Consider the following 24,060-nt stretch of genomic DNA (forward strand, 5'->3'; position numbering starts at 1 on the left):
CGGTGACCGCTGCCGTCCCCGCGGTCGGCAGCCAGGCACCGGACTTCGTCGCCCGCAACCAGCACGGCGAATCCCTCCGGCTCTCGGATTTCCGGGACCGGCGGGACGTCGTGCTGGTGTTCTACCCGTATGCCTTCAGCGGGGTGTGCACGAGCGAGTTGACCGCGCTGCGCGACCGGCCGGACCTCGCCGCCGCCGCGGAGATCCTGGCGGTCTCCTGCGACCCGATGTACACACTGCGGGCGTACGCCGACGCCTCCGGGCTCGAATTCGGTCTGCTGACCGATTTCTGGCCGCACGGGGCCATCGCCTCGCAGTACGGGGTCTTCGACGCCGACCGGGGTTGTGCGGCGCGCGGGACGTTCGTGATCGACCAGGCAGGTGTGATTCGGTGGTCGATCGTCAAAGGCATCGCCGAGGCCCGCGACCCGAACGACTACGCCAGGGCCTTGGCGGAACTTCGCCCCGGTCTCGGATAGACTCCTCGCTCGGTTCGGCAAGCAGTAGTTCCAGGGCGCTTAGCTCAGCGGTAGAGCGCTTCCCTTACAAGGAAGATGTCGGGGGTTCGATCCCCTCAGCGCCCACTCCCAACTCCCTTTGCGGGCCCTCTGGAGGGCCTCCACGGTGCGATCTGACCGCACTGCGGACGTTCCCTTCGATCACGTATCGCAAGCCTTCGACGCTCGTTGACACCGTTAGTAGCCGACGGGTTGATTCTTAACCTTCGGCTGCCGGAACTGACTCTGCCAGGCCCGTTGTCGGCTGGTAGGGTTCACGGCTGTCGGTCGGACGATGACGCACCGGGTGTGCCCGGTGACGGACTCGCTTCGGCCGGCGGTTTTACGGGGCCTGTTCTGTCGGTGAGAGCTAGCGAGACGGGTATGCCCTGAGCCCGGCTCCGTCCAGTTGGGGAGGCGCGTGTCCGTGGGTCGCCGACTGGCTGGCGCCTCCGCTGAACCTGCGGAGCCCGCCGCACTCCCGCGGCCTGCCCTCGCACCAGCTCCGCCGCTCGCTGCGGTCCCCGGGCCCACCCCGACCCCCGCCGCGGTGCTCGCCCCGACCCGCGCGGCGGTGGTCGCCTCGTCCCGTGCGGCGGTGGTCGTGTGGTGAGGAACGGGGCGGATCGGCCGGCGATCAGTACCGGGCCGGCGTTGATGATCCCCGCCGGGTACCCGCGCGACCTGCCCAGCGCGCTGCTGCGGGCCGCCCGCGACTTCGGTACGTCGGGCGTCGTCGAGATCGGCCCGGACGGCCGCGAGACCCGGCTCGACTTCCCGACGCTCCTCGAGCTCGCGGCCCGGATCCTGGCCGGCCTGCGCGCGAACGGCGTACGGGCTGGTGATCCGGCCGTCGTGCACTGCACCGAGCCGGTGGGGTTCTTCGCCGCGTTCTGGGCCTGCACGCTCGGCGGCATCAGGCCGCTGCTGATGGCCCCGGCCGCCGAGGGCGACCGGACCGAGGAGGGTCGCGAGCGGCTCCGCAAGGTCACCGATCTGCTCGGCTGGACCGTGCTCATCGGCCGTCCGTCGGACCTGCCGGACGACCTCGGGCTTCCGGTCCTCGATCCGGACGCGCTGGCCGGACACGAGCCGACCTCGGAGTTCCACCGGCCGGCCGCCGACGACGTCGCAGTACTGATGATGTCCTCCGGCAGCAGCACCGGTACGCCGAAGATCATCCAGCTCACGCATCGCGGCCTCGTCGAGTTCGCCGCCGGTACGCCGGCGATGCTGCCGGTCCGGCCCGGGCAGACCACGCTGAACTGGCTGCCGCTCGACCACAGCGGCGCGTTCCTGCTGTACCACCTGCTGCCGGTGTTCGCGGGCTGCACCAACATCCACGTCGCGACCGACTGGGTGCTGTCGAACCCGCTCCGCTGGCTCGACCTGATGGACGCTCACCGGGTCAACCACTCCTGGGCGCCCAACTTCGGCTACCGCCTCGTCACCGCCGCGATCGCCGGCGAGCCCGATCGCCATTGGGATCTGTCCGCGCTGCGCAGCCTGGTCAGCGGCGGCGAGCAGATCACGGTCCCGGTGATGAGCGAGTTCCTGAGGCTGACGAACCGCTTCGGCGTCGTACCGGAGACCTTCGTCGCGGCCTGGGGGATGACCGAGACGGTCACCGGGATCACGTTCGCCCGGCCCGGCCTGACGCCGAACGTCCACCGCGTCCGGATCCCACCGACCGGCGTCGTCGAATGGGTCGACCAGCGGGCCACGGCCGGCAAGGTCGCCGTCGCGCGGCCCGGCAAGACGCGGGCGGAAGCTCCCGGTGTACTCTCGCTGGTTTCCGTCGGTACGCCGGCGCCCGGCGCGACCGTGCGCATCGTCGGCCCCAACGGCGCCGTACTGCCCGAAGGCCGGATCGGCCAGCTCCAGATCGCCTCGGCCCGGGTCACGCCTGGGTACCTCGGCAACCCCGACGCCGACCGGGCCGCCTTCCCCGCCGGGAACTGGCCGGCCCGCAAGTGGCTGGCGACCGGCGACCAGGCGTTCATCACCGGCGGCCAGGTCGTCATCACCGGCCGCGACTCCGAACGCATCATCCTGAACGGCCAGAACTACTACGCCCACGACATCGAGACCGTCGCCGCCTCCGTGCCCGGCGCCGAACTCGGCCTGGTCGCCGCCTGCGGCATCGCCGACGCCTCGTCCGGCACCGAACGACTCGTCGTCTTCTTCGCCACCACCGAACCCTTTGAGGAGGGCTCACCTGACGCTGTAGCCGAGGCGATCCGGGGGATCCTGCACGACCGCCTCAAACTCACGGCTCAGGTCGTCGGCGTACCGCGCCGCCACTTCCCGACCACCCCCGGCGGCAAGATCCTCCGCCCGCTGCTCAAGCAACGCTTCATCGACGGCAGCCTCAACGCCCCCAACTCCCCGTACGGCGAACCGCTCCGCGCGAACACCCCGTACGACGCGCCCGCCGCCGCCGAGGACGACTCCGAGCAGACAACCGAACTCCCGGTCGTCCGCCTCGCCTGGCGCCGTACCCTCGCCGACTCCATCCCCACCCCACCCCAACGCCCCACCCTCGGCGCCAACCGCCACACCACCACCCCACCCCCAAACCCCACCGAGCCGCCTGCAGACGCCTGGCGCCCCGAGCCAATCACCCCGGAAACCCCAGAAGCCGGCCACCCATCGACCGACCCCGAACCGACCGACCCGCCCCAACTCGCCGACGCCAAGGCGCCCGAAGCTGACCCCCAGCAACCAACCGAGTCCCCCAACCCCGACCCGCTCACCGCGCCGAACGAGGTCGAGACAGCCGCTGCCGACGCTGCGCCCGAGAACCTAACCGAGTTCGTCGAGCCCGACCCGCTCACCGCGTCGGACGGGCCGGAAGCGCCTGCTCCCGCCGCTGACCCCACGGAAGCGGCCGAGGCCGCCGAGCCCCACCCGTTCACCGCGTCGAACAAGGTGGAGGCATCTGCCGCCGACGCTGAGCCCGCGGAAGCTGCCGGGGCTGAGCCCACGCAACCAACCGAGGCCCCCGACCCCGAGCCCCTCACCGCGCCGAACGAGGTGGAGGCCCCTGCTGCGGACGCGGAGCCCGAGAAGCCAACCGCCGCAGCCGAGCCCGACCCGCTCACTGCGCCGAACGAGCCCGAGGCGCCTGCTCCCGCCGCTGAGCCCGCGGAAGCGGCCGCGGCCCCCGAGTCCGAGCTTCTCACCGCGTCAAACGAGGTGGAGGCACCTGCCGCCGACGCTGAGCTCACGGAAGCGGCTGAGCCTGCCGAGGCCGCCGCCTCTGCGAAGGTCGAGCCCTCCGAGATCGCCGGACCGTCAGAGACCGCCGAGTCGACAGGCCCCGAGCCGACCGACATCGCAGGTGAGGCTGATGCGTCGATTGCCGATGGTTGGCCGGCGGAGGCCGCCGACGCTGAGCCCGCGGAAACCGCCGAGGCAGAGCCGACGGAAGCGACGGAGATTGCTGAGCCGACCGAGGTCGCCGCTGCGGATGCCGAGCGTGGCGAGTCGAGCGTTGCCGTCGCGTCTGAAGATGACGAGCCGGCCGAGATTGCCGAGTCGGGGGAATCTGAGCCGGCTGCCGTGACGAGCGGGGCGAATGCGCCGGTTGTCGACGGTGAGCCCACGGAACCGGCTGTCGATGCGGACTCCACGGATCCGGTTGTTGACGCTGGGCCCACCGAACCGGCTGTCGATGCGGAGCCCACGGAACGGGTTGTTGACGCGGGAACCACCGAACCGGTTGTTGCCGCGGGGCCCACGGAACCGGTTGTCGATGCGGAGTCCACCGAACCGGTTGTTGACGCTGGGTCGAGGCAAGCGGCTGCCGAGGGTGAGCTGACGGAAGCGACCGAGTCTGCTGCGCTGGTCGAGGTTGTCGCCTCTGCGGATGTCGAGCCGTCGGAGATCGCCGGAACCGCTGAGTCGACCGGGCCGGAGCCTGCCGTCGAGGCAAACGCGCCGGTCGGCGATGAGGCGGCGGAGTCTGCTCCTGCTGCCGTGGCGAGCGAGGCCGATGGAGGCGCGCCCGAGGGCGAAGCCGGTGAGCCGCCGGCCGACGCCGAACCGTCGGAAGCAAGCGACTCTCCTGCCGTGGCGGCCGAAGCCGATGTGCCGACTCCCAGAGGCGAACCTACTAAGCGGTCCGCCGACGCTGAGCCCACGGAAGCGACCGAGGGTGTTGAGTCGGCTGTTGCCGTCGTGTCTGCAGTTGCTGCGCGCACGGAAGCGGCCGAGGCTGTCGAGTCGGCTGTTGCCGTCGTGTCTGCGGATGCTGCGCGCACGGTAGCGACCGAGGGTGTGGAGTCGGCTGTTGCCGCGGCGTCTGCAGATGCTGAGCCCACCGAGATTGCCGAGTCGGTGGAGGCCGCGCCGGCTGCCGTGACGAGAGCGGCCGATGTACCGACCCTCGATGGTGAGCCTGCGGAACAAGTCGCCGACGCTGAGCCCACTGAACGGGCTGCGGATGCTGAGCGTACCGAACCGGGTGTCGAGGCTGACGCGGAAGAAGTCGGCGCATCGATGAAGGTCGAGTCTTCGGCTGCGTCAGGTGCCGAGGAGATCGCCGAGGCGATTGACGCTGCCGTCGAATCGGACGAGGTCTCCGCTAAGGCCGATGAGCCATCGACCGAGTCCAACGAGTCATCGGCCGAGTCCGACGAGGCCTCGGCTGACTCCGAGGAGCGGCCCGCCGCATCCGACGAGCCGGCCGCCGCATCCGACGAACCGTCGACCGAGTCCGACGAGGTCTCGGCCAAAGCCGATGAGCCCCCGACTGAGTCCGACGAGTCGCCGGCTGCGTCCGACGAGCCCTCAGCTGACTCCGAGCAGCCGCCCGCCGCATCCGACGAGCCGCCCGCGGAGTCGGACGAGCCGTCGACCGAGTCCGGCGAGCTGTCAGCCGACTCCGACCAGCTCTCGGCCGAGTCCGGCGAGCTGGTCGCCGACTCCGACGAGGTGTCGACCGCAGCTGAGCAGGTGGTGGGCGAAGCTGGTGAGGCTGGGGGCGGAGCTGCTGAAGCTGAGGTTGGAACCGATGAAGGCTTGGTTGGGACCGGTGACGGTGAAGGGGAGTCTGGGGTCGCGGCAAAGGTTGCGGTTGTTGGTGGGGCTGCAGCAGGGGACGACTTCGCCGAAGGTGTAGCGGCGCCCGAGGTCGTGGCGGCCGGTGTCGGGAGTGCGGGCGCGTGGGTTGCGGATGTTGTTGGGGTATTTCGTGGCGTGTTGGGCGAGGACGTCGACGAGCGGACCGGGTTGATCGGGCTGGGCGTCGACTCCGTTGCCATGGTTCGGGTGCATACGCGGTTGCAGGATGTGCTGGGGATCGAGTTTCCGCGGGCGGTGATGTTCGAGCAGGGGTCGATTCTTGCTTTGAGCAACTACCTGGAGCGGCATGCCGACGAGTTCCGCAGTACGGCGGCGGCGCATTCGACTGAGCAGGTGCGAAGCCAGGGCAAACCGGCAAGAAAGCCGGCCAAGAAGCAGGTGGCCGAGCCGATCGCGATCATCGGGTTGGCCGCGCGGTTCCCGGGTGCGGACACGCTGGAGCAGTTCTGGGACAACCTGGCCGGCGGGGTGGAGAGTCTGCGCCGGTTCACCCCGGACGAGGTCGGCGGCGCGAAAGATGCCTTCGGCAACGAAGAGCTGGTGGCGGTGAGTGGTGCGCTCGACGACGTGGAGTCGTTCGACGCCGAGTTCTTCGGCCTGAGCGACCGCGAGGCAGAGCTGACCGACCCGGCGCAGCGGATCTTCCTCGAGGTCTGCCAGCACGCGCTCGAACACGGCGGTCACGCCGGAGCGGCCGGTCGGATCGGCATCTTCGCCGGCTCCGGGATGAACCTCTACACCCAGCAGAACCAGCCGCCGGACTTCCTCGCGACCAGAGTCGCCTACCGCCTCGGACTCACCGGCCCGGCCATCGGCGTACAGGCTGCGTGGTCGTCGTCACTGGTCGCGGTTCACCTTGCCTGCCAGGCGTTGCGGTCGGGCGACGCGGATCTCGCCCTCGCCGGTGCCGCCGCAGTACACGTGCCGCAGGCAACGGGTTATCACCCGAGCCCGGAGTCGATCCTGTCGCCGACCGGGCATGTCCGGGTCTTCGACGCCGCCGCCGATGGCACCGTCGGCGGCAACGGTGTCGCGGCGGTCCTCCTCAAGCGTCTCGACCAGGCGGTCAAGGACGGCGACACCGTGTACGCCGTGATCCGCGGCTCCGCTGTCAGCAACGAGACCGATCAGGCCGACCTGATCGAGCACGCGCTGGAGAAGTCCGGCGTACCAGCCGATTCGATCAGCTACATCGAGGCGAACGCGACGGGGACCGCCGTCGAGGACGCCCGCGAGTTCCGCGCGCTCGCGACCGTACTGCGCAAGCACACCGACAAGGTCGGCTTCTGCACGATCGGTTCGGTCAAGCCGAACATCGGCCACCTCGACAGCGCCGCCGGCATGGCCGGGTTGATCAAGACCGTGCTGATGTTGCAGCACCGCACGCTCGTCCCGACCATCAACCACACCAAGGTCGATCCCGAACTCCCGATCACCAACAGCCCGTTCGTGATCGGTACCGAGCTGCGCGAGTGGGAATCCGGTACGCCGTTGCGCGCCGGCGTCAGCGCGCTCGATGTCGGCGGGACCAGCGCACACGTCATCCTCGAAGAAGCACCTCGGCAGGTACGCCGTGGCGACGACGGCCCTGTCGTCCTCCCGCTGTCGGCGCCGGACCCTGAGGCGCTCACCGAACTCGTTGAGCTGTTCCGCGCCGACTTGGAGCACGGCACCGGCCACCGCCTCATCGACCTCGCTAGTACTGCGGCGCTCGGCCGGCAGGCCCACCGTCATCGCGTAGCCGTGACGGGCGCGTCCGAAGAGGAGCTGGCCGAGGCACTCGGTACTGCGCAAGCCGTCGCCGTACCGCGCGGTGGGCCCGGCCCACTTGGCTTCGCCTTCACCGGCCAGGGTGCTGCCCGTCGCGGGATGGCTGCAGGGCTCGCTGCGCGGTTCCCGGTCTTCCGGTCGGTGCTGGACGAGTGCGACAAGGTGTACGCCGAGGAGTTCGGCGGCAGCCTGCTGGAGCTCCTACTGACACCCGCTGGCGGGTCAGAAGGCGTGTGGCCGACTGAGACGGCTCAGCCCGCGTTGTTCGCCTTCGAGGTCGCGTTGGCGCGGCTCTGGCAGTCGTTCGGTGTGCAGCCCGCGCTGGTTGTGGGACACAGCGTTGGCGAGTACGCCGCATTGTGCGTGGCCGGCGCGCTGTCGCTGGCGGACGGCGTACGGCTGACAGCTAAGCGCGGCGAACTCATGCAGCGCGGGACGGTACCGGGTGCGATGGTGGCGGTTCGTGCCGACGCCGATCGGGTACGCGAGCTCGCGCAGTCCTCTGGCGTGGAGATTGCCGCAGGCAACGGACCGCAGTCGTTCGTGCTCACCGGTACTGAGGTGATCGTCGGGCAGCTCGCCGAGCAGCTCGACCGGCTCGAGGTGTCGTGGCAGCGGCTGGACGTCGATCGGGCGTTCCACAGCTCGCTGGTGGATCCGATTCTTGGCGAGTTCGCCGACGTGGTCGCACAGATCTCGCTGCGTCCGCTGCGGATGCCGATGGTGTCGAGCTGGTCCGGTGAACTGCTCGAGAGCGGTACTGCGCTCGACAGCGACTACCTGGTCGGGCAGTTGCGGCAGCCGGTGTTGTTCGGTGACGCGGTGGAGGCGTTGACCGCGGCCGGGTGCCGTCGGTTCCTGGAGCTCGGGCCGGACGCAGTACTCAGCCCCGCGGGCCGGCGGATCGCGCCGAACAGCACCTGGATCCCCGCGCAACGCCTCGGCCAGGACCCGGTCCTCGCGACGATGAACGGCCTCGCCGAGCTGTACGCGCAAGGCACCGAGATCGCCTGGTCAAAGGTCTACCCGAACGCCGGCCGCGTACCTCTGCCGCTCTACCCGTTCCGCCGCGTCCACCACCCGGTCGACACCACCAGCACCCCACTCGCGGCACCCGTCGCATCTTCATTGCCCGGAGCAACAGACCTCGGTACTGCGGCGCGCCCGGTCATGCGTGCCGAGGGTGGCGAAGCGCGCTTCCGCCCAGCACTGAAGAAGATCCCCCTCGACCCGCCGAGCTCGAACGGCTTCACCGAACAAACCCCCGAGGAGCCCGAAGAACACTCCCCGTTCGCCCTCCCCGCAGAAAACACCCACCCCGCCAAACCCGCCGAACTCAAAGCCGCCCCCACCCCAGCAACCACCGAGACCCCGCCCACCACCGAGCCGTCGAGCGACGCCGAACAGGCGCTCGAAGCGGAGTCACTGGCTGTCGTCGAGCCACCGAGCGACCGCGAGCAAGCGCGCGACCGCGAGCAACCGAGCGAGCCCGAGTCGTCCGATGAAGCCGAGTCGCCGATGGGCGTCGAGTCGTCGAGCGACGATGGGCAATCGGCCGAAGCCGAGTCGCGTGACGCTGCCGAGCCGTCGAGCGACGCCGATCCGGACCCTGTGGTCGAGCCCAAGTCGCCGGAGGTCGAGCCGCCGAGCGACCGCGAGCAAGCAAGCGAGCCCGAGTCGTCCGATGAAGCCGAGTCGCTGATGGGCGTCGAGTCGTCGAGCGACAATGGGCAATCGGCCGAAGCCGAGTCGCGTGACGGTGCCGAGCAGTCGAGCGACGCCGATCCGGACCCTGTGGTCGAGCTCAAGTCGCCGGACGAGATCGAGCCGCCGAGCGACCGCGAGCAAGCGAGCGAGCCCGAGTCGTCCGATGCGGTCGAGGCGCGGGTCGGTGTCGACTCTTCGAGCGACGGCGAGGCGGTAGCCGAGTTCGGGTCCCCGGACGACGCTGAGTCGCCGAGCGACGCCGAGTCTGCGTCCGCGGATGCGGCCGACTCTTCGAGTGACGCCGGGTCTGCGTCTGCGGGTGCGGTCGAGTCGTCGGGTGACGACGAGCGGGTGGTTGAGGGCGAGGGGCTGGCCGGCGCCGAGTCGTCGGGGGACGGCGGGCAGGCGGCTGTGCCTCAGGTGGCGAGCGGTGTTGGGTCGTCGGCCTTGGGCGAGCAGGCGGCCGAGGTGGAGACGCCTGGCGGAGGTGCCCGTGCTGCGGATGAGGTGGCGGAGAGGTACCGGGATTCGCTGGCCGTCGTACTCGATCTGACTGGGGAGCAGTTGGGGCTTGATCCGTATGACGTGACGGTGGATCACACGTTCGCCGAACTGGGTGCGGATTCGTTGTCGATGCTGCGGGTGGTTGAGGAGGTTGGGCAGCGGTTCGGGGTCGAACTGGCGGTGAGTGAGCTGTTCGACGAGCTGGATACGCCGCACAAGCTTGCGTCGGCTGTTGCCTCGCGCAACCTTTCCGATGGTGCGGTCGATCCGCTGGACCTGCTGCGGCAGGCGGTGCCGGAGAAGGCGCGGGCGGACGAGGCGGGTGCCGGCGACGCGCGTACCGACGACACGGGTGGCGCTGAGGCGGATGCTGCTGAGGCGGATGCTGGCGAGGCGGGCGCTGCTGAGGCCGGTGGTGCTGAGGCCGGTGGCGCTAAGGCGGGTGGTGCTGAGGCGCGTGGTGCTGACGCGGGTGCTGCTAAGGCGGGTGCTGCTAAGGCGGGTGCTGCTGGGGCGGGTGCTGCTGGGGCTGGTGCTGCTGGGGCGGGTGCTGCTGGGGCTGGTGCTGCTGGGGGGAAGGATTCGCGGACGGCGTTGGCTGTGCTCGGGTCTGGGCTGGCGGAACTGGCGGCGAAGGTCGACGCTGCCGCGGCGGCGACGAGTGCGGCTGATCTACCTGGTTCGGGGATGGCGGCTTTGATGTCGCAGCAGTTGCGCGTCGCCGGTCAGCTGGTCGACGGCGTCACCAAGCTGATGCACGAACAACTCGCCCTCCTCAACGAATCCACCCAGCAGACGCGCGCTGAAAAGCCAACCAGCGCTGAAGAATCAACCGCCACCGACCCGAACACGAAGAACGCGGGCACGGCGAACCCGCAGGCTGCTGGCGACGCGGGGACGTTGGGCGAGGCGGGGATCGCCGACGCCGCGGAGACAACGGGCGAGGCGAGGGCAGCAAAGAGCGCGGTCGCGACGGAAGCGCGGGTTGCCAAGGGCGCCGGGGCGGCGGAGAGCGCGGTCGCGACGGAAGCGCGGGTTGCGAAGGGCGCCGGGGCGGCGGAGAGCGCGGTCGCGACGGAAGCGCGGGTTGCGAAGGGCGCCGGGGCCGCGGAGAGCGCGGTCGCGACGGAAGCGCGGGTTGCGAAGGACGCCGGGGCCGCGGAGGAAGCTGGGGCGGCGGGGAGCGCGGTCGCGAAGGGCGTGGAGGCAGCAGCGGGGGAGGACAGCGAGAGCGCAAAGGTAGTCGCTGGGGGCGCCGAGGGGGCAAAGGTGGCCGCTGGGGGCGCGGAGGTAGCGGGGGGCAAGGATGCGGAGGGTGCGAAGGAGAGGCGGGGTGGTGATCTGGCGTTCTGGCGGGGGATGTTGGCGGGGGCGCAGCCGCTGGTTTTGCCGACCGATCAGCCGCGGCCTGCGGCGCGGCCCGAGGTTGCCTCCGCAGCGCTGGAGCTTGATTCCGAGCTGGGCGACGCGATTTTCGTGTTCAGTCGGGAGCGGCGGGTCAGTCCGTTGATGACGATGCTGGCGGCTGTTGGCACGGTGCTCGGGCGGTTTGCGGCGCAGGATGACATCACCATCGGCACGGCGCCTCTTCGCGGCGCGAAGAACACCTCCACGAGAGGAACCCGCGCGCTTCCGCTTCGCATCGACCTGTCCGGCGAGCCGCAGCTCGGTGATCTTGCGCAGCGGGTCGGTGAGATCACGATCGCCGCTTTCGACCACGCGAGCGTCGACCTCGCCGTACTGGAGCAGGATCCGCTCTTCCAGGTCCTGGTCGAGTTCGAGCCCGGTGACGACGACCTGGCGCCCGGCCTCGATCTGCGGCTTCGCCTCGCGCATCACCCCGGCGGCATCCGCTGTACTGCGGACTATCGGTCCGGCCTGTTCGACCAGGCGACCATCGAGCGCGTCCTGCACTACCTCGAAGCCGTACTGCGCCGCGCGATCGCCGACCCGGAACTGAGCCTGCCCGACCTGATGCTCCCGATCGAAGCCGACCGCGTACTCCTCAACGAGCTCGAAGGGGAGCCGGCACCGTCAGGCCCGATCGGTCGCGTACGCCGGAACGCCGTGGTCGCCGGTGAGCTCAGCGGTTTGCACACGTTGTTCGAGCAGCAGGTCGCCAGGACCCCCGACGCGGTCGCCGTCATTCAGGGCGACCGGGAGTTGACGTACGCCGAGTTGAACCGTCGATCGAACGCGGTCGCCTGGCAGTTGGTGGACCTCGGCGTCAAGCCGGGCCAGCTGGTCGCCGTACGGGTGGCTCGTGGTGCCGAGCTGGTGATCGCCGTCCTCGCCGTGCTCAAGTCCGGCGCGGCCTACCTCCCGTTGGACCCGGGCGTACCGGAGTCGCGGTGGTCGTTCATGGTCGCCGACTCTGGGGCGGTCGCGTTGGTCGGGGACGACGCGGCGCTGGCCGATCGGCTCGGGCTGCGACTCGTTCCGGTGACTGCTGTCGACGGGGATCCGCGGGCCAAGCAGGCACCGCCGGTGCGTGCCGCGGCCGATGATGTTGCCTACTGCATCTACACGTCCGGCTCGACCGGTAACCCGAAGGGCGTCGCGGTACCGCACCGCGGCCCCGTCAACCTGGTCCGGCACTACCTGCGGACGAGGCGCTCGCTGCGGACGTTGCAGTGGACCTCGTTCGGGTTCGACGTCCACGTGCAGGAGCTGTTCACCGCACTCGCGTCCGGTGCGGCGCTCGTGGTGATCGGCGAAGACGACCGGTATGACCCCGACGAGGTGGTCGCCGCGCTCACGAAGTACGAGGTGGAGCGGCTGTTCATGACGTTCACCCCGTTGACCGCGCTGCTGGCGACGATGCCCGAGCTGCCGAGGTTGCCGGCGCTGCGCGAGATCGTCGCGGGCGGCGAGGCGATGGTGCTGACCCATGGGATCAAGGAGTTCCTGGCGGCGCATCCCGACTGCGTGCTCTACAACGAGTACGGGCCCACCGAGGCGTCGGTGGTGACCACGATCCACCAGGTCGACCCGGCCGAGGAGCGGCCGTCGATCGGGCGGCCCATCGACGGCGTGGTGGTCCGGCTACTCGACGAGGCGCTCCGCCCGGTACCGGTCGGTGCGATCGGCGAGATCCATCTGGGTGGCGCTTCCGTTGCCCAGGGCTACCTCGGCCGACCGGACGAGACCGAGGCGGCGTTCGTCGACGACCCGGCGCATCCGGGTGGGCGGCTCTATCGCACCAGGGATCTCGGCCGCTGGCGGACCGACGGCACGCTGGACTACCTCGGCCGGGTCGACGACCAGGTGAAGATCCGTGGTCACCGGGTGGAGCCGGGTGAGACCGAATACGTGCTCGCCGACCTGCCCGGCGTGGTGGACGCGGTCGTGGTGGCCAACACGGATCCGGCCGGCGACACCTGCCTGATCGGGTACGTCGTACTCGAGGACAGCGACCCCGCAGTACTGGCGCGGTTACTGCTCGAACTCACCAAGGAACTGCCGATCTACCTGGTCCCGGCCGACCTGATCCCGATCGAGGAACTCCCGCTCGACGCCAGCGGCAAGCTGGACCGCGCCCGCCTCCCCGAGCCGGAGTGGCTCAAGGCCTGACGTCACCGCGATGAGGGCTGGACTCCTGCTGTCGGGGTTCACCCACTGTTGTGGGAATGGGGTAACCCCGTCACGAGAAGCGGAGCACACCCAAGCGGCACACGGGTTGTCGCTCAGTGCGCGGGGCACGGGACGTCGGTTCTGCACCGTGGACGGGGGTGTTGCCCCGGCGGCGGCCCTCCCGCAGCCACCGGCCCACCGTCCGCGGTGCAGAACCCGCGTCGATCCTCATCCCTCCCGAGGATCGATCGCACTCCCGGCCCTTCGGCGCAGCAGCGCGAAGGCGCTGATCACGCAGATGAGCAGGGAATAACAGGCCCAGACGGGTCCGACGTTGCCGAGCTCGGGTCCGTTCCCCAACGACCCGAGCGCGATCACGACGGTGACCACGCCCAGCGCGATCAATGGGCCTGTCCAGCCCAGCACGCCCATCCGCAGCGGTTCCTCGACCTCGGAGTCGTCCGAGGCCGGTGCCGACGAGATGGCCTGGCCCCGGAGGGCCTCGTGCAGGGCCGCGACGCCGCACGACGCGGCGACGTTCAACAGCAGCAGGCGGCCCGCGACGTCCTCGATCGCCGCGCCGCCCGGACCGACCGTGCCGTTGATCACGGCGTACAGGTCGACGGGGACAGTGGCGAGGGCCGCGAGCACGACCACCAGCTGGAAGAAACGTGGCCGGCGCACAGCAGCGCGTAACCGGCCGTTCCCCGTCATCGTCAGGCCGACGAGGACGGTGAAGAAAACGGCGAAGATCAGGAGTACTACGACGTCCATCTGGACCTGTCCCTACGGTCGTGCATCGCGCGCGACGATGCTGGTGGACGTGCGTGCCTCCGTTGCTTTGCACGCGCGGGCGGCGGAAGGTCGCCCTTCCGCCGCACACGCGTACGGTCAATCCCTGGCATGCAGGCCCCCCTGATTGCCCTTGGATGACGTGCCCCCACCCCATCCATCCGTTGCATCGCGTGGGCAGGGCCGATCGTTACAGGGTTTTCGGCAATTGAGTAAAAACTGCACAAAATTGCTCGGGAGACCCTTTTCCGCACGGATCGGCTGTGTGCGAGGGTTGCTCACCGTGTCAGGACGGTGACGGTGGAGCCAACTGCCGGACGCGCCTACCCGGAGGCATCCACCGTCGTTGGTTGCCCGAACCTGGGATCGTTGCCGGATCTGGCACCCGGTCGCGGGCTACTGTCAGATTGTCCGGCAGTTGCGAGACCGGCCGGTTTCAGTGCGTCCCAGCCGAGCCGGGCGGCCCCGATCAGGCCGGCATTGGGCAGCTGCGCCGGTACGACGGTCAACTCGGCGACGAACGGTAACTGGGCGAATCGCTTCACCCACCGCTGAACCGGGTCGAACAACACCGCCCCGGCCTTCGCCACACCGCCGCCGATCACCACCGTGGTGAGGTCCACGGTGACCGCCGTCGCGACGATGCCTGCGGCAAGCGCTTGGGCGCCGTCGTCGAAGACCGCGAGTGCGATCTCGTCACCGGCGGCCGCGTCGGCGGACAACACAGCCGCGTCGACGACCTCGCCGCTTCGCCACCCGCGCCGCTTCGCCCGGGCCACCATTCGCGGCCCGCTGGCGTAGGTCTCGACGCAGCCGTACGACCCACACGCACACGCTTCGCCATCGAGGTCCACCACCATGTGACCGAGGTGGGCCGCGTTGCCCGACTGACCGAGTAGCGGCTTCCCGTCGAGCACGAGACCGGCACCGACTCCGGTCGACACCACGATGCCGAGCAGGTTGTCGACGCTGCGTCCGGCCCCGGTCCAGAACTCGCCGAGCGCGAAACAGTGACCGTCGACCCCGAGCCTGACCGGTACGCCGCCGACCAGGTCGCGTACCCGGTCCACCAGCGGGAAGTTCCGCCAGCCACCGATGTTCACCGGCGAGACCAGACCGTACTCCTGGTCGAGCGGCCCGGCCGACCCGATCCCGACGGCCGCCGGCGTAGCGTCGTCACGGACCCGGTCGATCAGCTCACTCAACGCGGCGAACACCTGGTCGGCGTCGCCGGCCGGCGTCGGGATCCGGTCCTCGCGGACCAGCCGGCCGTCGGCGGAAACGATCGCGGCGGCCATCTTCGTGCCGCCGATGTCGATGCCGAGTACGGTCACTGCCTCGTCGCTCATGGTCCCCCCGTCAGTGCCGGTGCAGATTGTCAGGTTGCGAGCTGTCGCCCGGGTGCTCGAGGCCGTGCACCAGCCGCACCCGTTCGTACATGGCCGCGTTCAGCCAGCGAGCGAACGACTCCAGCCGGGCACTGTCCAGCAACTCGGCGTGCCAGCGAGCCACCGGTACGTCGGGGTCGCTCGGCGGCTCCTCTCCGAGAACGTCTGCCGCGTACTCGAGCTGAGCGCGGGGGATCCGCACGTCCTGGCTGACCAGAGCGGCCAACCGGCGTACGGGCTCTGAGCAGGCGATGGCGGCGGCGGTGATCGAGCCGACCGCGATCGCGGTGGAGACGTCCAAAGGCTTCGCGGGGGGTTGCGGTACTACGTCCTCGCGGCGTGCCAGTTCGTCGATGCACAGCTGCTCGGTGAGGACGACCTGGGCGACCCAGCGGGCGAGCTGACGCCCTTCTCGACTGTCCTGCCGGGGGAGTACGCAGGCAGCATCACTGGCGCGGAGGGTCGCAAGGCGGTCGTCGAGCAACACCCGCGGTACGGGCCGGCCGTTCAGATAGCCCATCACCTCCGGCGGCGCGTGCTCTGCGCCGTGACCGTGACCATGGCCGTGCTGGAGGGTGGCCGTCACGAGATCTCCAGCCGGACGGTCGGTGCGTACTGCGCCCGCCCGAACCACATCACCTTCGGCAGCACCCACGCATGAGCCGGCGTGGCATCCGCGGGCGCCACGACTGGCACCGGTACGACTACCGACGACCTGGGCGGTACTACGACCGCCTGCACCGGCTCGGGCAGCCAAGACCAGGTCCCGTACGGCGAGGCAAGCTGCAGCTCGGCCCGGATCTCCGAGAAGGTGTTGTTCGCGAACGTGAGCTCGAGGGTCTGCGTGGTGCCAGGTGTCAGCCGCAGGTCCTCGGTCGATGGCGTCACGGTCAAGCCGGTGGGCCGTCCCGGTTCGCCTTCGACGGCACCGGATCCGTGCTCGGGTGGCTCGGTGGGTGGCAGTGCGAAACCGATCGTCGCTTTGAGTTCGGGGCTGTCGCCGACGAACACGGTGACGACATCCTCGACCGTCTGTACTCCGGCGCCGCCGGCCAGCTCGTCCGTTCGGGTGGTCACGCGAGCCGCGACGAAATACTGCCCGGGTTCGGAGTCGGCCGGCGTGACTTTGGCGAGGTGGCGGACGTAACCGCCCGGCTCGAGCTCGATCTGGACGTTTGGTTGGTCCGAGGTCCAGCCGGGCGGCAGGTCGAGCGTGAGGGTGCCCTCGGCAACGGAATCGACGTACTGGTTGGCGATCACCAGTTCGACCTCGAAAGGCTTACCGGCGGTGCGGGCGATGGTGGGGGAGACCGAGAGGCTGACGGGCAGGAAACCCATCTGGGCCGGGCCGCGGTTGTGCAGCCAGTAGCGCGAGTATGACGGCTGGGCGACCTCGGCTGGCCGGCCGAGGACGGCGGGCCCGGCCGGTTCGGTGGACTCGACGTCGAGGACGAAGGTGTCGACCGCGGAGCCGGCCAGGTCGACCGTGAGCTTGCCATCAGCAACATTCAGGGGTGCGCCTCGGTGTTCGAGAAGATCCGCGTGGCAGGCGCCGGTGATGGGAACGGCGGAGGTGATGGTCGCTGTCGCGCCGAGGCCGGTGGCCTCGATCAGGCGAAGAGTGACGCCCTCGCGCGGGTCGGACGGCGTACCGGAACCGTGGGCGATCGGGTTTCCGGCGGGCTTGACGGTGGAGACGAGGACGTCTCGTTCGGGGGATACCTGGAGGAGGGAATGGGCGGCGGGCAGCAGGCCGTCGTGTGCGGTGGTGGTTGCCGCTAGCAACGGTGAGGAGAACTCCTGGCCGCGCGACGGCAGGTGCTGTGCGCGCCAGTCGCCGTCGCCCGCCGTCAACGCGTACCGGAACTCGTGGGTCCAGTGCTGCAGCTGGAACGACGAGCCGTCGGGTGTCGACCGACGCGGCGGGTCGATCCAGATCCCCGCCGGCCAGCCGCTGCAGGACCGCAGCAGCGATGCGTGCAGAGCGCCGGTCGCATCCACTGCGAACCCAGGCAGCCCATAGGTCAGCAACGCAACGGTCGCGTCGACGAACTCCTCGACGACGCCGTCACCCACCACAGTCGCGCTGATCCGAGCCTCCGCCAACTCGGCCACGGCCCGCTCCACAGCAGCCGCATCAGGCAACACCAACGCCGAGATCGCCCGCACTCCCCGCACGTCAGCATTCGGCTGCCACACCTCAGCCAACGCAGTCTCAGCCGGAACGAAGTACGCCGCAGCTCCAGCGCCTCCGGCGCCGTTCGCCCCAGGCGTGCTTGCGCCGACTCTCGCCTGCACGCCACCGCCTGCGGCGCTGCCCGCCGTCGCGCCCGCACCGGCTCCACCGCCTGCGGCGCTGCCCGCCGTCGTGCCCGCGCCGGCTCGAGCGCCTGCGGCGCTGTTGGGGCTCTTCCTCAGGAGAGAATCTGTCAGGGGGTTGGAGCCGACGAGGATGCGGAGGTCGGGGAGGTTGGAGTCGACCTTGAGGTTGCCGTAGCGGGAGCCGCCGGCCAGCGAGGTGGTGGCGGTGACGCCGACGCGGGCGAGTGCGACGACCAGGTCACGGACCTCGGCCGGTTCGGTGTCGTCCGGTACGACGATCTCCGCGACCGCCATCGGGCGGGTGCCGATCTCGTTGCCCTCAGCATCGAGGAGGGAGATCCGAGCGGTCGAGCCGAGCCCGAACCAGGTGTTCGCGGGATTGTCCAGCGTCCACGGCGCCTGCTCGCTGTCGACGTCGATCAGGCCGAAGCCGCGACCCACCACGGCGCCGGCGACCTCGCTCAACGGCAGCGCGCCTGGTACGTCGGCGGGGAACTTCACCCGGACGAGCCGATCCGACTGGGCGTGGTCGAGGATCCGGGTGGTGAACTCGACCCGGTCGAGCCCGGTGTACAAGGTGATCACGGACTCGTACGCGATCCCGTCCACCTCGCCGCGGCTCACCACCCTGCTGCCGAGCGGCCCGCTCTGGGTGAGCACCTTCGCGGGCGCCTCGGACGAACCGACCACCGGCCCGGACGGGGTGAGATGCCACGGCCCTTCACCGAATCGCGGGTGATCCGGGTACTCCTCGTAGACGCGAAGCTCGTTGCCGAGGCCCTTCAGTACCTGACGTCCGGACCGCTTCTCCAGGATCGAGCTGACCGCGCCACCTCGCGACGGATCGACCGTCACGTGGAAGAACTCGTTCTCGACAGCATCCGCAGAGTCGCCCGGCCCCCACGACCCCGCAGTACCGGCGGTCAGTTGGTAGGTGCGCCATCCCAGCGACGGCACGTCCTCGGCGAGGAACGTCAGCCGACCACCGTCCACGACCGACGGCACCTCGATGCCGTCGGCCGTCAGCACCCTCACATCGCCTTCCACTGGGAGGGAAACGAGGTCGGTGCGGGTGAACGACAACGTGTTGGTGACGACGACTGCGTCCGAGCCGAAGGTGCTCGTGTCTATCCGCGCCGCGAACGCCTCCAAGGCGGCGGACCGTGCCGCGTCGGAGAGGTCGTGCGCCTCCCGCCAGCCGGTCAGCAGGTCGATGTAGACCTGGTCCGACTCCGAACCGGTGATCGCGTCGTGGTGCGCGCCGTACGCGAGCTGGCGCCAGACCTTGTCCAGCGAAGCCTCCGCGAACCGGCCGAGCCCGAGCAGTTCGGCGTACGTGCCCAGCTTCTCGGCATCGACGGCAGCGACCTCGGCAGCACGCTGGGCCTGCTTGGTGTCGATGTACGAGACGTCCTTGCCGGTGTAGATCGGGTTCATGTCCCGCGACTGCGGCGACGGCTTGCGCCCGGACTCGTCCAGCTCGGTCCGCACGCGATCCATGAACTGCTTCGTCGTTCCGCAGACGAACTTCGGCCACGCATAACGCTCTGCCCAGTCGTGGTGCAGCGCGGTGATCCACGTGCTCGGCGGCGAGTAGTCGTCGCCGACCGGCAGCAAGACGTTCTTGGTTGCCGCGACGGTCTTCAGCCGCGCGAACAGCTCGTACGCCGTTTCGCCGGCCGCCGTCACGTTCGGTGCGTGCTGCAGCTCCCAGCCGGAGCCGTAGTGGTCGGGCATGTAGTGGGTGAGTACGCCGTCACCGCTGGGGCTGATCCACTCGAACTCGCTGTGGAACTGCATCACTGTGGCGCTGCCGGACCTCGGGTCGCTCCAGGCCTGTCGCAGCGGTCCCCACTGGTGGAACGGGCCACGGGCCCACGCACTGCCCGTCAGCCCCGCCTTGGCGAGATACCCAGGGAACTGCGGGTCGTGCCCGAACACATCGAGCTGCCACGCGTTCTGCGGGTCACCGCCGAGGATGTCGCGCTGGTAGCCCACGCCGTACACGATGTTGCGGATGGTCGTCTCCGCGCCGGTCAGGTTGGTGTTCGGCTCGTTGTAGGTGCCGCCGATGATCTCCACGCGGCCCTCGGCGATCAGGCGCCGCAGTACGGACCTGTGCTCGGGGAAGGTGTCGAAGTACGGCTTGAGGTAGTCCAGCTCAGCCAGCACGAAGCAGTACGCCGGGTCGCGCAGCGCGAGCTTGAGGTGCGCGTCGACCAGACTGAAGGCGTTGTGGGTGTAGACGGGTCGGGTCGTGCCGTCCGCACCGAGCAGGTCCCAGCCTGTCGTGTACGCCGCTTGTGTGTTCCACCAGACCGGGTCGTAGTGGAAGTGCGACACCATCACCATCGTCCAGCCCGGCTCCGCGATGGTGACCTGCCCACTGTCGGCCGCCAGCTCACGGTCGCCCGCTATCACCGTCACCGTGGCGTCAACAGAGGTCCCGTACTGCGTACGCAGTGCCGGGCTGACCTCGAGTGGCACCTCCAGCAGGGTGGCGCCGTCGCCGGCCGGAACCTCCGTAGTACCGGAGACGCCGTCGCCCGCGACCTGCACGGTGAACGCGCCGTCGGCGGCGGAGCGGTCGAGCTCGATCCGCAGCACCTGGCGCGGGTCGTCGTCGTGGCCGACGAACAACTCGGGTGAGGACACGCGGGTGATCTGCACAGTCACGGTGATGGAGCTCCGTCGAAAGCGGCGGACAGGTCGGGAGACAACGTTATCCGTAACCGGGTCATTGAGCGAGAGGAAACAGGACCTAATCCCCGGTGAACGCGCAGGTCACCGCCTGAGATATGCCCTGACAAACGCTGACAACGATAGCCTCCAGACTTCTCAACCGCCCGATTTCCACGCGCTTCGTCACACCCCGCCACAGCATTGGTCCGCGCTTGGTCGCGGTCGGCTGTGTGATGGACGCCGGGTGGCGGCGGGGTACGGAAGCGGGAGAGGGTGGGCAGATGAGTGAACAGTTGAGGACCTTCGCCGCCCCGCCGCCGCAGTCGCTGGATCGGGATGCCGCCGGTGCGCTGATCGTCGGGTTCAACGGGACGACCGCTCCGGACGAGCTCCGCCGTGCGGTCGCGGCCGGACTCGGCGCCGTCATCCTCTTCACCCGCAACGTCGTCGACGCCGAGCAGGTCTCCGCGCTGACCGCCGTACTGCGCTCCGAACGCCCCGATCTGCTGATCGCGATCGACCACGAGGGCGGCGAGTTCAGCCACCTCGCCCCGGCGAACCCCTGGCCGCTCGCCTCACCACGCTCCCTCGGCGAACTCGACGACCTCGACCTGACCCGCTCCTCGGCCCGCGACGCGGCCGCCACGCTGGCCTCGCTCGGCATCGACCTGATGCTCGCGCCGTCCGTCGACGTCAACAGCAACCCGGCGAACCCGGTGATCTCCACCCGCTCCTTCGGTACGACGGCAGCCGTCGTCGCCCGGCACGGCGTCGCCTTCCTGGAGGGTGTCCGCGACGCCGGGATCGCCGGCTGCCCGAAGCACTTCCCGGGCCACGGCGACGTCGCCGTCGACTCACACCTCGCGCTGCCCCGCGTCGACCGCTCGATCGAACAGGTCACCGCCGTCGAACTCGCCCCGTTCAAAGCCACCATCGACGCGGGCGCCGACGTCATCATGAGCGCCCACATCGTCTTCTCGGCGTACGACGACCAGCCGGCCACCTTGTCCCGGCGGATCCTGCACGGCCTGCTCCGCGAGGAACTCGGCTTCACCGGTGTGATCACCACCGATGCCCTGGAGATGCAGGCGATCACGGCGACCCAGTCGATCGAGGACGCCACCGTCGCCTCGATCCGGGCCGGCGCCGACCTCGCGATGATCGCGATCGGCGAAGCGGACCCGCAAGCGCTGACCGCCCGCCTGGTCGATGCCGTCGGCAACGGAACGCTCGACGAGGCGCGCCTCGCCGACGCCGCCGGCCGCGTCCGTTCGCTCGCCGCCTCGTTGGCGACGCGCAACCGGGCCGCCGGTCTCGACGGTGCCCCGGTGCGCGAGGTGGCCGCCCGGATCGTTGCCCGCCAGGAGTTCCCGGCGCTCGGCAGTTCGCCGTACGTGGTCGATCTGACCCAGGGGCTGCACCCCGCCTGGAACCCTTATTTCAGTGGCCTTCCCGAGGTCTTCGCCCGCGTCGCGCCGGCCTCGGACGGCGTCGTCCTCCGCGGCGAGGACTCCGCCGCCCTCGCCACCGCCCAGAACGCCGCCATCGGCCGTCCCCTGGTCGTCGCCCTCCAGGACGCAGTCCGTACGCCGTGGATGCGCGCCGCCCTCGACCACCTGCTCCAGAGCCACGAAGGCGACGTCTTCGTCCTCTGCACCGGTATCCCCGAAGACCGCGCCCTCGTCCCCGCCGCAGTCCCCACCGCCGTTACCTACGGCCGCAACCTCGTCGTACTCGAAGAGGTGGCCAAGGCGCTCACCAGACAACCCTGAGCCGGCTGTGCCCAAGGAGTCAACGCGACTCAGTGAGCTCGGGCAAGGTGGAACCGTCTGGCCAGCCGCAGATACACAGGCGGTTGCCGGCTCGGTCTGCGAGGATCCAGCTGCGGGGGGCTTCGGAGTCGTCGACGATGCGTCCGCCGGCAGCCAGGGCGGCCGCAACGCGGGCCTCGACGTGTTCGCGAGCGACGGACACGTCGATATGCATCGCGTGCCGCAGAGGCTTGTCCGGGTTGAGTTCCTGCATCCAGACAGTGGAGCCGTGGCCGAGCGGATCGATGGCGTTGTCGTCGTCCAGCGGCGAGTATCCGAGCGCGGCGCGCCAGAAGCCGACTTCGATCGACTCGGGTTTGGCCGCGATCGCCAGCGAGACTTCCTGCGCACTCGCCCGATCGGCGACGGCACCGAACTCCCGCGCAGTCGCCGAGATCGCCCGCCCGAGCTCGATGTGGCCGGCCTCCAGCTTCCAGACGCCGCGATTCAACCGCACACCGAGCTGCTCGCCGTCGATTGAGAGCCGGACGCCCGAGCCTTCGACGCCGGAGGTCTCTGCGATCGCCACCGCAAGGCGGGCGGCATCGCTCAACGACTGGGTCCTGAAGACAGCAACCGCGCCGCCGTGCAACACCACCCAGTCGTCCAGGCCGTCGGCCGTCAAGAACTCGCGCCACCCCTGCTCACTCATGCGGGCCTCCCGAGTGGAAACAAACTTGCACCTGGCGATTGTTTCTTTCCACCTTGCCTTCCCGCCAGCCCTCGGATCGTTGGTCAGGGGCGCGGGGCGAGGTCTAGGTCGAGGGCGTGGGTTTCGACGTAGTTGAGGGCGTGGCGGACCGCGCCGACGCCGACGATCGCGTCGCCCAGGGATGACGTGGTGACGCGGGGCGGGGTGGCGGTGAAGGTGGCCAGGTCGGCTTCGATCTGGGGGAGGAGCGAGCGTGCGGCGGAGGCCACGGCGCCGCCGATGACCACCAGGGCCGGGTTGAAGACGATGCCGAGGGTGGCGATCACCCGGGCGGTCCGGGTGGCGATGTCGTGAAGGATGCCTTGGGCAACTTTGTCGCCGTCGGCCGCGGCGGCGAAGACGAGTTCGGCGGTGACCGGCCCGGGCAGTTCCCGGAGCCGGGTGGGAGCGGAGGCGGCGACCGCGGCAATCCCTTGTTCACGGGCGATCCGGGCGATGCCGTGCGTATCGCCGACGCCTTCGACGAGCTTGAGATACACCATCTCGCCGGCCCCGCCGCGGCTGCCGTGCAAGAGCCGGCCGGAATCCATCAGCCCGGACCCGAACCGTTCACCGGCCAGCAGTACGACGAGGTCGTCGACGCCACGCGCCTCGCCGCGCCAGTGTTCGCCCAGTGCTGCCAGGTTCGCGTCGTTCTCCAGCAGCACCGGCCAGCCGTGCAACGACGTCAGCCGCGAGGTCAGCCCGGTGTCGAACTGCCGCCAGAACTCGTCGTCGACCAGGATGTTGCCGTCCCGATCCACCGGCGCGGCGACGCCTACTCCTGCCGCGAGCACCGAGGCGTCCGTGATCCCCGCAACGGACAACGCTTCGGCGACCGCGTCGTGCACATGCGACGTGCGCTCGGCGGCAGAAGTGGACGGCTGGAACGACCGCCCGGCCTTCGCCACCGTCTCCCCGCGCAGATCCGCCAGCAGCACGGTCGTCTTGGCCGCGCCCACGTCGATCCCGAGCACATACCCTGCGTGACTGTTGAACTCGAACCGTCGCGACGGCCGGCCGACCATACTGTCGTCGCGGCCGGGGTCGTGTTCGACCACCCAGCCCATCGCGATCAGGTCGTTGCAGACGGCATGCACCGTCGCGCGGGTCAGCCCGGTGGCCTCGATCAGGCCGGTACCGGTCATCACGCCGGTGCTCGACAGCACGCCGAGCAACTTGCCCGCGTTGACCCTGCGTAACAGCGGTGGTGTGGCCGCCGACGTCTTCGTCAT

9 protein-coding genes and 1 tRNA gene are annotated in these 24,060 nt (G+C 69.8%); 4 read left to right on the forward strand and 6 right to left on the reverse strand.

The genetic code is table 11. The features are described from left to right. Positions 1-2: 2 nt before the first annotated feature. The 3 genes from DIZ26_RS00440 to DIZ26_RS00450 all read left to right on the forward strand — a co-directional run bounded on the left by DIZ26_RS00440 (position 3) and on the right by DIZ26_RS00450 (position 13,139). Positions 3-479: a peroxiredoxin gene (locus tag DIZ26_RS00440; protein WP_112236565.1), complete on the forward strand. Its 477-nt coding sequence runs from the start codon at positions 3-5 to the stop codon at positions 477-479. Between the two features lie 33 nt (positions 480-512). Next, a tRNA-Val gene (locus DIZ26_RS00445) sits at positions 513-584 on the forward strand. A 519-nt stretch (positions 585-1,103) separates the two neighbouring features. After that, entirely contained in the window at positions 1,104-13,139 is a 12,036-nt protein-coding gene (locus DIZ26_RS00450) for a non-ribosomal peptide synthetase/type I polyketide synthase (protein ID WP_112236566.1), read from the forward strand. A gap of 228 nt (positions 13,140-13,367) precedes the next feature. On the opposite strand, the gene DIZ26_RS00455 is transcribed toward DIZ26_RS00450, so the two are convergent. The 4 genes from DIZ26_RS00455 to DIZ26_RS00470 form a co-directional block, all read right to left on the reverse strand. Beyond that, the gene (locus tag DIZ26_RS00455; protein WP_112236567.1) at positions 13,368-13,913 is read right to left on the reverse strand and encodes a hypothetical protein; all 546 of its coding nucleotides are present in this window, start codon (positions 13,911-13,913) and stop codon (positions 13,368-13,370) included. Positions 13,914-14,254: 341 nt separating this feature from the next. Beyond that, positions 14,255-15,280: an ROK family protein gene (locus DIZ26_RS00460; RefSeq protein ID WP_112236568.1), complete on the reverse strand. Its 1,026-nt coding sequence runs from the start codon at positions 15,278-15,280 to the stop codon at positions 14,255-14,257. A 10-nt stretch (positions 15,281-15,290) separates the two neighbouring features. Further along, the gene (locus DIZ26_RS00465; RefSeq protein WP_232828056.1) at positions 15,291-15,905 is read right to left on the reverse strand and encodes a DUF7158 domain-containing protein; all 615 of its coding nucleotides are present in this window, start codon (positions 15,903-15,905) and stop codon (positions 15,291-15,293) included. After that, positions 15,902-20,317 carry a glycoside hydrolase family 38 N-terminal domain-containing protein gene (locus DIZ26_RS00470; RefSeq protein ID WP_112236569.1) on the reverse strand — a complete coding sequence of 1,472 codons (4,416 nt, stop codon included), beginning with the start codon at positions 20,315-20,317 and terminating at the stop codon, positions 15,902-15,904. The genes DIZ26_RS00465 and DIZ26_RS00470 overlap by 4 nt, the downstream gene beginning before the upstream one ends. Before the next feature lie 287 nt (positions 20,318-20,604). Between DIZ26_RS00470 and nagZ the strand changes: the two genes are divergently transcribed. Then, positions 20,605-22,095 (forward strand): beta-N-acetylhexosaminidase, encoded by a 1,491-nt coding sequence (gene nagZ / locus DIZ26_RS00475; RefSeq protein WP_112236570.1) that lies wholly within the window; start codon positions 20,605-20,607, stop codon positions 22,093-22,095. 19 nt (positions 22,096-22,114) lie between these two features. Here nagZ and DIZ26_RS00480 read toward each other — a convergent pair whose 3' ends face one another. Together DIZ26_RS00480 and DIZ26_RS00485 are read right to left on the reverse strand one after the other, a co-directional pair. Continuing rightward, positions 22,115-22,786 (reverse strand): VOC family protein, encoded by a 672-nt coding sequence (locus DIZ26_RS00480; RefSeq protein ID WP_112236571.1) that lies wholly within the window; start codon positions 22,784-22,786, stop codon positions 22,115-22,117. Between the two features lie 83 nt (positions 22,787-22,869). Further along, positions 22,870-24,060, reverse strand: a complete 1,191-nt coding sequence (locus tag DIZ26_RS00485) for an ROK family protein (RefSeq protein WP_112236572.1) — start codon at positions 24,058-24,060, stop codon at positions 22,870-22,872.

Origin of the sequence: Kribbella monticola (genome assembly GCF_003261635.1) — a bacterium.
In the GTDB taxonomy this organism is placed as follows: Bacteria; Actinomycetota; Actinomycetes; order Propionibacteriales; family Kribbellaceae; genus Kribbella; species Kribbella monticola.